We start from the raw sequence: 11830 nt of genomic DNA, 5'->3' as shown, positions 1-11830 counted from the left end.
ATGTCTATTCTGGTTAAAAATAATATTCATTGGGTGGGTCAACGTGACTGGGAAGTTCGTGATTTTCACGGGACGGAATACAAAACGCTGCGCGGCAGCAGCTACAACAGCTATCTCATCCGGGAAGACAAAAACGTCCTGATCGATACCGTCGATCATAAATTCAGCCGTGAGTTCGTGCAGAACCTGCGCAGCGAAATCGACCTGGCCGATATCGACTACATCATCATTAACCATGCGGAAGAAGACCACGCCGGGGCGCTGACCGAACTGATGTCCTGCATCCCGGACACCCCAATCTACTGCACCGCTAACGCCATCGACTCCATCACCGGTCATCATCATCACCCGGAGTGGAATTTCAACGTGGTAAAAACCGGCGACTCACTGGATATCGGCAACGGCAAACAGCTGATCTTCGTTGAAACCCCGATGCTGCACTGGCCGGACAGCATGATGACCTACATGACCGGCGATGCGGTGCTGTTCAGTAACGACGCCTTCGGCCAGCACTACTGCGACGAGCGTCTGTTCAATGACGAAGTGGATCAGGCCGAACTGTTCGAGCAGTGCCAGCGCTACTACGCCAATATCCTGACCCCGTTCAGCCGTCTGGTCACGCCAAAAATTACCGAAATCCTCGGCTTTAACCTGCCGGTGGATATGATTGCTACCTCCCACGGGGTGGTATGGCGCGACAACCCAACCCAGATCGTCGAGCTGTACCTGAAATGGGCGGCGGACTATCAGGAAGATCGCATCACCATTTTCTACGACACCATGTCGAACAACACCCGCATGATGGCCGACGCCATTGCCCAGGGCATCAACGAAGTTGACCCGAACGTGGCGGTGAAGATTTTCAACGTGGCCCGCAGCGACAAGAACGACATTCTGACCAACGTCTTCCGTTCCAAAGGCGTGCTGGTGGGGACGTCCACTATGAACAACGTGATGATGCCGAAAATCGCCGGCCTGGTGGAGGAGATGACCGGCCTGCGCTTTCGTAACAAACGCGCCAGCGCCTTTGGCTCCCACGGCTGGAGCGGCGGCGCGGTAGACCGTCTCTCCACCCGTCTGCAGGACGCCGGTTTTGAGATGTCCATGAGCCTGAAGGCGAAGTGGCGTCCGGATCTGGATGCGCTGGAAGTCTGCCGCCAGCATGGCCGCGACATTGCACGTCAGTGGGCGCTCGCTCCACTGCCGGAAGCGACCCGCCAGGCTACACCAGCTCAGAGCGCCTGTGCCGCCGCGGCAGCGGCTGATCTTGGCCCGCGCATGCAGTGCAGCGTCTGCCAGTGGATCTACGATCCGGCAACCGGCGAGCCCATGCAGGATGTCCAGCCAGGCACGCCGTGGAGCGAGGTACCGGATAACTTCCTGTGCCCGGAATGTTCCCTCGGTAAAGACGTCTTTGACGAACTGGCAACGGAGGCAAAATGAGCCACGGGATCGTGATTATCGGCTCGGGCTTCGCCGCCCGCCAGCTGGTGAAAAATATCCGGAAACAGGATGCGAACGTTCCACTGACGCTGATCGCCGCGGACAGTATGGATGAGTACAACAAGCCAGACTTAAGCCACGTTATCAGCCAGCGCCAGCATGCCGACGACCTCACCCGCCAGACGGCGGGGGAGTTTGCCGAACAGTTCAATCTGCGCCTGTTCCCGTATACCTGGGTCACCGACATCGATGCCGCAGCGCACGTGGTGAAAGGCAAAGATAACCAGTGGTCCTATGACAAACTGGTTCTGGCCACCGGGGCTTCGGCCTTTGTGCCGCCCGTTCCCGGTCGCGAGCTGATGCTGACCCTGAACAGCCAGATGGAGTACCGGGCCTGTGAAACCACCCTGCGTGACGCACAGCGCGTGATGATTGTCGGCGCGGGGCTTATCGGCAGTGAACTGGCGATGGATTTTTGCCGGGCCGGGAAAGCGGTCACCCTGGTTGACCATTCCGCCAGCATTCTGTCGGCGCTGATGCCAGCCGAAGTGAGCAGTCGCTTACAACATCGGCTGACCGATATGGGCGTGCATCTGCAGTTAAAATCGCAGCTGCAAAGCCTGAGCCAAACCGATAACGGGATCTGCGCCCTGCTGGACCGCGACCGCTGCATTGAGGTGGATGTGGTGATTGCCGCCACCGGCCTGCGTCCGGAAACCGCGCTGGCCCAGCGTGCGGGGGCCGAAACAAACCGCGGGGTGAAGGTCGACAGCTATCTGCAAACCACCCAGCCGGACGTCTATGCCCTGGGCGACTGCGCCGAAATTAACGGTCAGGTGCTGCCGTTCCTGCAGCCGATCCAGTTAAGCGCTATGTATCTGGCGAAGAACCTGCTCGGGGCCAACACGCCGCTGAAACTGCCCGCCATGCTGGTGAAGGTCAAAACGCCGGAACTCCCGCTGCATCTGGCGGGCGAAACCCAGCGTCAGGATTTGAACTGGCAGCTAGCCATCGAAGCGCAGGGAATGGTGGCGAAAGGCGCCGACAGCGAGGGCAATTTACGCGCCTTCGTGGTCAGTGAAGATCGCATGAAGGAGGCCTTCGCCCTGCTGAAAGCATTACCGGTTTAACCCTCAAACTCTTGCTCTTTCTCGTTGTATGCTTGTCAGTCTTTGCAATTTGCAGCCCCGGTGCCCGGGGCTTTTTTAATGCGGAACAGCTGTAAAACCGCGTCCTGTTTTAATCCTGTTTTCGGGCCTACGCTGTAGCGGTATTCCTTAGCCGGAGACCACACAAATGGCCAACTTCACCAAAGAAATTAACTATCTCGCTGCCTGGTTCAGGCAGGTAAAGCAACATGAACATATTCTGTTTCGCTGGCTGTATCTCAGCCCGGAAGCGCGCGTTGAGCGCCTGCGCGAGCTTATGATGCCGGTCAGCAAGCGTTGATTGCCTTGCATGAACCAAAGGTTTTGTAGGCCGGGTAAGGCGTAGCCGCCACCCGGCAAAACAAACCGCACTGTTTATTATCCCGCAAAAAACCCTACACTCTTCTCAACGCCATTGTCAGGGATGCCGCCATGCGCCAGCTCCAGAAGATCCGTCAGTATCAACGGCTGTATCAGCACTACGGCGCAGAGCCTGAGCTCACCACTCTCGCCGAAGTGGCCGAGGTGGCGCTGTGCAGCGAACGCCACGCCCGCACGCTGCTGCGCCAGCTGGCCGAAAGCGGCTGGCTAAGCTGGCGCGCCCAGGCGGGGCGCGGGCATCGCGCCACCCTGCACTGTCTGGTCACCACCAGCGAACTCAGCGCCCCGCTGATGCATGCCTGCCTGGAGAAAGGAGATTATCAGAGCGCATTACAGCTGGCGGACGGCGACCCGGCCAGCCTGCACCACATCATCACCCCGTTTCTCGGCGGCAAATGGCTCAAGCACCAGCCGACGCTGCGCATCCCCTGGTACCGCCCGCTCACCTCGCTGCATCCGGCGCTCCACCGACGGCGCGCCGAGCAACATATCATCTGCGCGGTCCACGCCGGATTAACCCGCTATGAACCAGGCCAGGCGCAGCCGGTTGCCGACCTGGCACACCACTGGGCCTGCTCTGACGACGGCCTGCGCTGGCATTTTTACCTGCGCAGCGGCGCGCACTGGCATAACGGCCAGCCGGTCAGCGATGACGACATCCTGAGCGCGGTCCAGCAGCTTTTGGGCGATCCGGCCCGCAACAGCGGGTTACTGCATATCGACGCGGTCACTCTCGCTGCCCCCTGGTGCCTGGCGGTTTACCTGCATGCGCCGGATGCCCTGCTGGCTCATCGCCTGGCGCATCCTGTCTGCCGTCTGCCGCATCCCCGACAGCCTGAGGTGGGTGCAGGGCCGTTCGCCATTGCCCGCCACCACTCGCATTTTCTGCGCCTCGAGCGCCAGCCCTGGTACTTTGCCGGCCACCCGCTGCTGCACGCCATTGAGTTCTGGCGTACCGGCATGGCGACCGATAAACCGGCATGGATAACGGTGGGTAAAGGCAACGCCCCGCAGGAAGCGGTCACCTCCACCAGCGGTGGATTTGCGTGGTTGATGGTCAATGCGAAACTGCCCACCGCGCTTGCCGCCTGGCTGCGCCAGAGCCTGCTGACCCTCAACCAGCAGTGCTTCGACTGGCGAGAAGATCTCCAGACGCAGACCGAAATTCTTCCCGGCTTGCAGGTTCCCGACCTGCAAGCCGGACCCGATATCGTGCTGCCGCCCCATTTGAGGCTGGTGTGCTACAACACGCCGGAACTGCGCGAACTGGCAGAGAAGTGGCGGGTTCAGCTGCATCAGCGCGGCTGCGAGCTGCACACCGACTGGAAAGATCGTGACGGCTGGTATGCCCCCGATACGCTGGCGGATGCCGATCTGCTGCTGGGGGATCATCTGGCGACCGGGATGGCCGGGTTTGCGCTGGCGGAGTGGTTTATCTATGAGCCAGCCTGGGCTACGGCGCTTGGGGAGGATCGCTGGCAGCAGGAGAAAGCGCGCCTGATGCAAAACAGCCACAGCGAAGCGCAGTTTGACGCGCACCTGACGCCCTTTTTCCAGCGCCTGCTGGCGGAAGGCCGCTGCACGCCGCTGTTCCACTATCGCTACCGGATCAACGCCCTGGAAAACGTGCAGGATATGGTGCTGACCGCGGGCGGCTGGCTGGACTTTACCCGCGCCTGGCTGCCCCCGGCCGCCCTGTAGATCAGCGGTGCGGACCGGGGATGGCGGAATCCCGCAGGATCAGCTCTCCGGCGAAGGTCTGGCGGAAGGTGAAGTCCCCGCCATCGAGCATAAAGATCAGACGGCTGATGGTCTCTTTCACCATCTCGGTCACCGGCACGCGCACGCTGGAGAGCGACGGCACAATGTACGGCGCCATCGCAATGTCATCGAAACCTATTACCGATACCGTTTCCGGTACGGCAACCCCGCTGTCGTGAAGCTGTTTGATGGCGCCAATCGCCATATCGTCATTACTCGCCACCAGCGCGGTAAAGCGCTCGCCGCGCACCAGCAGGGTTGCCACGCCAGCCGCGCCGCTGGCCGGGTTCCATTTGCCTTCGACAATCAGCGATTCGCGCAGGGGAATACGGTGGGCAGCAAGGGCGTCTTTGTAACCGGAAAGACGTTCAATCCCGGTGGGGGAATCCAGCGATCCGGTAATAAACGCGATGTCGCGATGCCCCTGTTCGATAAGGGTTGATACCGCCGCCTGGCTGGAGGCTTTGTGATCTGACCAGACGCAGTGGCTGCTGTTTTTGCGCAGACGACGGTTGAGCACGATCACCGGCTGCTCGTGCTTCTGGATGATCTCGTCCATCTCATCGACGCTGAGAAAACGCGGATAGATGATGATCGCATCGCAGCGCATATCCAGCAGATACTGGATCGCGGCCCGCTCTTCATCGGCGCTGTGCTTGCCGTCGGCGAGGATCAGCTGACGCCCTTTTTCCTCGGTCATTCGCGCCGCGTGGAACAGCAGTTCGCTGAAATAGACCCCGTGGTAGAGGGTGTTGGTCACCACCAGCCCGAGGGTCTGCGTGCTTTTGGTCGCCAGGTTGCGCGCCAGCAAGTTGGGCCGGTAGCCGCTCTCTTCAATCGCCTGAAAAACCCTGTCTTTTGTCTCCTGGCTCACGTAGCCATTGCCCGAAAGCACCCGGGAAACCGTCGCCTTCGAGACCCCTGCCCGCTTCGCCACTTCCAGCATCGTGGTCATGCATCTGTTCCGTCTGAATCTGATGAGCGGCAGTGTACTGCACCGCGTGAAAATTGTCGCAGCGTGGATCGCAGGCTTTTTCACGTCACAGGTGATCGCCGTCACGAATCTAAAAAATGGCTAAAACGTGATCTTGTTTGATCACATGAAACTCTTCATGATTTTGTGGAACCGGTTTCCTATATAAGTTTCATCGCTCACCCCGATGAAGACGTACCTTACTGATAAAACAGGATACAACCCGATGGCCAAAAACTATGCTGCGCTGGCTAATGCCGTTGTCAGCGCGCTCGGCGGCAAAGACAACATCGTCGCCGTCACCCACTGCATGACCCGGCTGCGCTTCGTGGCGAAAGACGAGAGCCTGATCGACAGCGCCACGCTTAAGAGCATCAGCGGCGTGCTGGGGGTAGTGCGCAACGACAACCAGTGCCAGGTGATCATCGGCAATACCGTTTCTCAGGCGTACCGCGAGGTGGTGAGCCTGCTGCCCGCCGGGCTACAGCCTGCCGCGCCGCAGGGGCCGCAAAAGCTGACCTTCAGACGCGTTGGCGCGGGCATTCTTGATGCGCTGATCGGCACCATGTCTCCGCTGATCCCGGCGATCATCGGCGGGTCGATGGTCAAACTGCTGGCGATGATCCTTGAGATGACCGGCGTGCTGACCAAAGGCGAACCGACGCTGACCATTCTGACGGTGATCGGCGACGGCGCGTTCTTCTTCCTGCCGCTGATGGTGGCCGCCTCTGCTGCCGTGAAATTTAAGACCAACATGTCGCTGGCGATCGCCATTGCGGGCGTGCTGGTTCACCCAAGCTTTATCGAGCTGATGGCCAAAGCGGCGCAGGGCGAGCACGTTGAGTTCGCGTTTGTGCCGGTAACGGCGGTGAAATACACCTACACGGTAATCCCGGCGCTGGTCATGACCTGGTGCCTGTCGTATATCGAGCGCTGGGTAGACAGAATTACCCCAGCCGTTACCAAAAACTTCCTGAAGCCGATGCTGATCGTCCTGATCGCCGCCCCGCTCGCCATCGTCCTGATTGGACCGCTGGGGATCTGGATCGGTAGCGCCATCTCCGCGCTGGTTTACACCATTCATGGCTATCTGGGCTGGCTCTCTGTCGCCATCATGGGCGCGCTGTGGCCGCTGCTGGTGATGACCGGGATGCACCGCGTCTTTACCCCAACCATCATTCAGACCATTGCCGAAACCGGCAAAGAGGGAATGGTGATGCCGTCTGAAATCGGCGCCAACCTGTCCCTCGGCGGTTCATCGCTGGCGGTCGCATGGAAAACGAAAAACCCGGAACTGCGCCAGACGGCGCTGGCGGCAGCGGCTTCCGCCATTATGGCGGGGATCTCTGAACCGGCGCTGTACGGCGTGGCGGTTCGCCTGAAACGTCCGCTCATTGCGAGCCTGATCAGCGGCTTTATCTGCGGTGCCGTCGCCGGGATCGCCGGGCTTGCCAGCCATTCGATGGCGGCACCTGGCCTGTTTACCAGCGTCCAGTTCTTTGACCCGGCTAACCCGATGTCCATCGTCTGGGTATTCGGGGTGATGGCCCTGGCCGTGGTGCTCTCTTTCGTGCTGACCCTGATCCTGGGCTTTGAAGATATCCCGGTTGAAGACGAAGCAGAAAAAGCCCGCGCGCTGCAATCCGCACCGGTTCAGGCCAAAGCAGCACAAGCATAAATTTATAGCGAGGTAAGAATGTCAGTTTTTCCACAAGGATTTTTATGGGGCGGCGCACTGGCCGCTAACCAGAGCGAAGGCGCGTACCGCGAAGGCGGCAAGGGCCTGACCACCGTCGACATGATCCCCCACGGCGCCAACCGTCTGGCGGTGAAGGTCGGCAAGGAAAAACGCTTTTCGCTGCGTGACGACGAGTTCTATCCCAGCCACGACGCGATCGATTTTTACCATCGCTATAAGGAAGATATCGCCTTAATGGCCGAGATGGGCTTTACGGTTTTCCGCACCTCGATTGCCTGGAGCCGTCTCTACCCGAACGGCGACGAACCGCTGCCTAATAAAGAAGGGATTGCCTTTTACCGGGCGGTATTCGAGGAGTGCAAAAAGTACAACATCGAGCCGCTGGTGACCCTGTGCCACTTCGACGTGCCGATGCATCTGGTCACCGAATACGGCTCCTGGCGCAACCGCAAGATGGTCGACTTCTTCGCCCGCTATGCGCGCACCTGTTTCGAGGAGTTTAACGGGCTGGTGAAGTACTGGCTCACCTTCAACGAGATCAACATTATGCTGCACAGCCCGTTCTCCGGTGCCGGGCTGGTGTTTGAGGAAGGTGAAAACGAAGATCAGGTGAAGTACCAGGCGGCGCACCACGAGCTGGTTGCCAGCGCGCTGGCAACCAAAATCGCCCACGAAGTCAACCCGGAGCATCAGGTCGGCTGCATGCTGGCGGGGGGCAACTTCTACCCGTACTCCTGCAAACCGGAAGACGTGTGGATGGCGCTGGAAAAAGATCGTGAAAACCTGTTCTTTATCGACGTCCAGGCCCGCGGCAGTTACCCGGCCTACTCAGCCCGCGTGTTCCGCGAAAAAGGGGTGGTGATTGTCAAAGACCCGGGCGATGACGAGCTGCTGAAAAACACCGTCGATTTTGTCTCGTTCAGCTATTACGCCTCGCGCTGCGCCTCGGCGGACATGAATGCCAACAACACCAGCGCGGCCAACATCGTTAAATCCCTGCGTAACCCGCACATCGAGGTGAGCGAGTGGGGCTGGGGCATCGACCCGCTGGGCCTGCGTATCACCATGAACATGATGTACGACCGCTACCAGAAGCCGCTGTTCCTGGTGGAGAACGGTCTGGGGGCGAAGGATGAGATTGACGCCAACGGCGAGATCAATGACGACTACCGCATCAGCTACCTGCGGGAGCATATCCGCGCGATGGGCGAGGCGATAGAAGACGGCATTCCGCTGATGGGCTACACCAGCTGGGGCTGTATCGATCTGGTGGCCGCGTCAACGGGCGAGATGAGCAAGCGCTACGGCTTTATCTATGTCGATCGCGATGATGCCGGCAACGGTACCCTCGATCGCAAACGCAAAAAATCGTTCTGGTGGTATAAAAAAGTGATCGCCAGCAACGGTGCCGATCTCGATTAACCCGCCCTTTTTGCCGGGCGGCGCTCTGCTTGCCCGGCCTACAAAACCCATCCAATATTTATAATTTCAGTGCGTTACTATCATTCATTGACACCATGAATATATCATTGTATAAAACTCCGCCGTAATAAATGATATTCATTCTCAGCCAGGCTTCCGGCTGTCATAGATAAATTAATGAAGGATAGCGTTTCATGAAAAAGGTCATCAGCGCATTAGGATTGCTGATCGCGACAGCCGGTTCTGCCTTTGCGACCACATACCCTCTGACGATTGAGAATTGCGGATATAAAGAAACCTTCACTAAAGCACCGGAACGCGTGGTCGCGCTGGGCCAGAACACCGTAGAGATTCTCCTGCTGCTGGGCCTGGAAGATAAGGTCGCCGCCAGCGCCTTCTGGCCGACCAAAGTGCTGCCTGAGCTCGCTGAAAAGAACAAGAAAGTCAAAACGCTGACCGTCGAGATCCCGACTCTGGAATCCATCCTGGCGCAAAACCCGGACTTCGTTCCGGCGCAGCTGCCGCTGCTGCTGGGGCCAGAGAGTAAAGTCGCCAAACGCGAAGATCTCGCCACCGTCGGCGTGAACAGCTACATGTCGCCGGGCATGTGCGCCACCAAAAAAGAGATTGGCGATATGTACGGCAGCCGCCAGAAGCTGTGGGACATGAGCTTCCTGTATAAAGAGATCGAAGATTTCGCCAGAATCTTCAACGTCGAAGATCGCGGTCAAGCCCTGATCGCCGATTTCAAAAAGCGCGAAGCCGACCTGCGCGCTGAATTCAGCAAAAGCAAAAAAGACCTGTCGTTTGTCTTCTGGTTCTCCAGCTCCTCTCCTTCCTCTGACGCCTACGTCGGCGGGAAAAACAGCGCCTCCGGCTTTATCGCCAACGTGCTGGGCGGCCACAACGCCATCACCTCCGAAACCGAATGGCCGACCGTCGGCTGGGAGAGCATTATCGCCGCTAACCCGGACGTGATCGTGGTCTCCAGCCTCGACCGCAACCGCTGGGCGCTGGATAACGCCGAGGAAAAAATCAAATTCCTGAAGAGCGATCCGGCCGTCAGCCAGCTGGATGCGGTGAAGAAAGGTCACATCGTGGTGATGGACGGCCAGGCCATGAACCCGACCATCCGCACCATCTACGGCGCGGAACAGATTGCTGAACAGCTCAGAAAGATGGGACTGAATTAATGACCGCCGTGGTTCAACAGACCCGGCTGAACTGGCTGAGGCCGGCGTCGGGTCTCCTGGCAGTGGTGGCGCTGCTGCTGGTTATCGCCTTTGGCGTCAGCGTGGGGGAACTGGCAATCCCCCTGCAGAGCGTGTTCTACGCCATTACCAATAAAATGGGCTTAACCGCGGAGCCGCTCAATCGCATCTACGAGAGCGTGATCTGGGATTTTCGCCTGAGCCGGGCATTGGTAGCGGCCTGCTGCGGTGCCGGTCTGGCTATCTGCGGCGCGGTGCTGCAAAGCCTGCTGAAAAACGCCCTCGCCGAACCTTACGTGCTGGGCGTTTCAGCCGGGGCGTCAACCGGTGCGGTCTCCGTGGTGGTGCTGGGCATTGGCAGCGGTGCCGTTACCCTTTCCGCCGGGGCCTTTGCCGGGGCGTTTACCGCCTTCGCGTTTGTGGCCCTGCTGACCAACGGCGCCCGTGGCGGCAGCGAGCGCACTATTCTTGCCGGGGTCGCCGCCTCACAGCTGTTTAACGCCATTACCGCCTGGACCGTCAGCACCTCGGCCAGCGCGCAGCAGGCGCGTGACGTGATGTTCTGGCTGCTGGGCAGTTTTAGCGGCGTGAGATGGCCGGAATTCCAGCTGGTTCTGGTTGCGGTGCTGGTGGGTCTGGCGATCTGTCTTTATTACGCCCGGGCGCTGGACGCCTTCACCTTTGGCGACGATGCCGCCGCCTCGCTCGGGATCGCCGTGCCCTGGGTACGCCTGATCCTGTTTATCGTCACCGCCTTAATGACGGCAACCATCGTCAGCATGGCGGGCTCCATCGGCTTTGTCGGCCTGGTGGTACCGCACATGATGCGCTTCTTCTTTGGGCCGTTGCACCGCACGCTGCTTATCGCCAGCGCGCTGGCGGGTGCCATCCTGATGGTGCTGGCGGATATCGCCTCCCGACTGCTGATCGCCCCGCAAAGCCTGCCAGTCGGCGTCGTCACCGCGCTGGTGGGCGTGCCGTTCTTTGCCGTGATTATCTATCGTTCAAGGAATAAGTGATGAGCATCACTGCTGAAAATATCACCTGGAAGGTGGGTAAAAAGGTCATTGTCGATAATGTCTCGCTGGCGGTATCCCAGGGGCAGACCGTGGGCCTGCTGGGGCCAAACGGCTCCGGCAAATCGTCGCTGCTGCGGATCCTGGCCGGTTTACGCCGCCCCCATAGCGGCACCGTCGCGGTGGACGGCAAAAGCATCACCGGCATCCCGAAAAAGCAGCTCGCCCGTCGGGTCGCTTTTGTGGAACAGCACGGCATGACCGACGCCAACATGCGCGTGCGTGACGTGGTGAAGCTGGGGCGTATTCCGCACCACTCCCCGTTCTCCGGCTGGACAGCGCAGGATGACGAAACGGTCACCCAGGCGCTGAAGACGGTGGATATGCTGCATCACAGCGAGCAGGGCTGGCTGAGCCTCTCCGGCGGTGAGCGCCAGCGGGTGCACATTGCCCGGGCGCTGGCGCAGATGCCGACCGAAATCCTGCTGGATGAACCCACCAACCACCTCGACATCCACCATCAGATGCAGCTGATGCAGTTAATCAGCCAGCTTCCGGTCACCAGCATCGTCGCCATTCACGATCTTAACCACGCTTCCATGTTCTGCGATGCGCTCATCGTGATGCAGAAAGGGCGCGTGGTGGCCAGCGGTACGCCGCAGGCGATCCTGACCGAAGAGCTGCTGTGGGAGATATTCCGGGTGAAAACCCGTATTGAACTCTCCCCCGACCATGGCAAAAAACATATCCACTTCCTCGTCTGAGGCGAGGTAACA

The 11830-nt window shown here is 59.5% G+C and carries 10 protein-coding genes; 9 read left to right on the top strand and 1 reads right to left on the bottom strand.

Translation table 11 applies throughout. The features are described 5' to 3' along the window. The 4 genes from norV to ACOYA6_RS16680 all read left to right on the top strand — a co-directional run bounded on the left by norV (position 1) and on the right by ACOYA6_RS16680 (position 4673). Positions 1–1443: an anaerobic nitric oxide reductase flavorubredoxin gene (norV, locus tag ACOYA6_RS16695; protein ID WP_039029973.1), complete on the top strand. Its 1443-nt coding sequence runs from the start codon at positions 1–3 to the stop codon at positions 1441–1443. Beyond that, positions 1440–2573: an NADH:flavorubredoxin reductase NorW gene (norW, locus tag ACOYA6_RS16690; protein WP_422655032.1), complete on the top strand. Its 1134-nt coding sequence runs from the start codon at positions 1440–1442 to the stop codon at positions 2571–2573. Before norV ends, norW begins: the two co-directional genes overlap by 4 nt. 166 nt (positions 2574–2739) lie before the next feature. After that, positions 2740–2892 (top strand): hypothetical protein, encoded by a 153-nt coding sequence (locus tag ACOYA6_RS16685; RefSeq protein WP_176556479.1) that lies wholly within the window; start codon positions 2740–2742, stop codon positions 2890–2892. Positions 2893–3023: 131 nt separating this feature from the next. Next, on the top strand, positions 3024–4673 hold the full coding sequence (locus ACOYA6_RS16680) for an SgrR family transcriptional regulator (RefSeq protein WP_422655031.1): 1650 nt from the start codon (positions 3024–3026) through the stop codon (positions 4671–4673). A gap of 1 nt (position 4674) precedes the next feature. Here the strand turns inward: ACOYA6_RS16680 and ACOYA6_RS16675 are convergent, their stop codons facing one another. Beyond that, positions 4675–5688, bottom strand: coding sequence for a LacI family DNA-binding transcriptional regulator (locus tag ACOYA6_RS16675; protein ID WP_422655030.1), 1014 nt, complete (start codon positions 5686–5688; stop codon positions 4675–4677). Between the two features lie 244 nt (positions 5689–5932). On the opposite strand from ACOYA6_RS16675, the gene ascF reads away from it, so the two are divergent. The 5 genes from ascF (at position 5933) to eitC (ending at position 11818) form a co-directional block, all read left to right on the top strand. After that, positions 5933–7384, top strand: a complete 1452-nt coding sequence (ascF, locus tag ACOYA6_RS16670; RefSeq protein WP_039029969.1) for a PTS cellobiose/arbutin/salicin transporter subunit IIBC — start codon at positions 5933–5935, stop codon at positions 7382–7384. Between the two features lie 18 nt (positions 7385–7402). Continuing rightward, positions 7403–8827: a 6-phospho-beta-glucosidase gene (locus tag ACOYA6_RS16665; protein WP_138370567.1), complete on the top strand. Its 1425-nt coding sequence runs from the start codon at positions 7403–7405 to the stop codon at positions 8825–8827. Between the two features lie 194 nt (positions 8828–9021). Continuing rightward, a complete protein-coding gene (eitA, locus tag ACOYA6_RS16660) occupies positions 9022–10020 on the top strand; it encodes a siderophore ABC transporter substrate-binding protein EitA (protein WP_039029967.1) in 999 nt (332 codons plus the stop codon). Beyond that, positions 10020–11057, top strand: a complete 1038-nt coding sequence (locus ACOYA6_RS16655) for a FecCD family ABC transporter permease (protein WP_139563516.1) — start codon at positions 10020–10022, stop codon at positions 11055–11057. The genes eitA and ACOYA6_RS16655 overlap by 1 nt, the downstream gene beginning before the upstream one ends. Next, positions 11057–11818, top strand: coding sequence for a siderophore ABC transporter ATP-binding protein EitC (gene eitC, locus ACOYA6_RS16650; protein WP_138370565.1), 762 nt, complete (start codon positions 11057–11059; stop codon positions 11816–11818). The genes ACOYA6_RS16655 and eitC overlap by 1 nt, the downstream gene beginning before the upstream one ends. Positions 11819–11830 lie beyond the last annotated feature (12 nt).

It is taken from the genome of Leclercia barmai, assembly GCF_049312895.1.
Lineage (GTDB): Bacteria > Pseudomonadota > Gammaproteobacteria > Enterobacterales > Enterobacteriaceae > Enterobacter > Enterobacter barmai.
The sequence above is the reverse complement of the archived record's forward strand: the minus strand, read 5'-3'. Positions and strand labels throughout refer to the sequence as shown.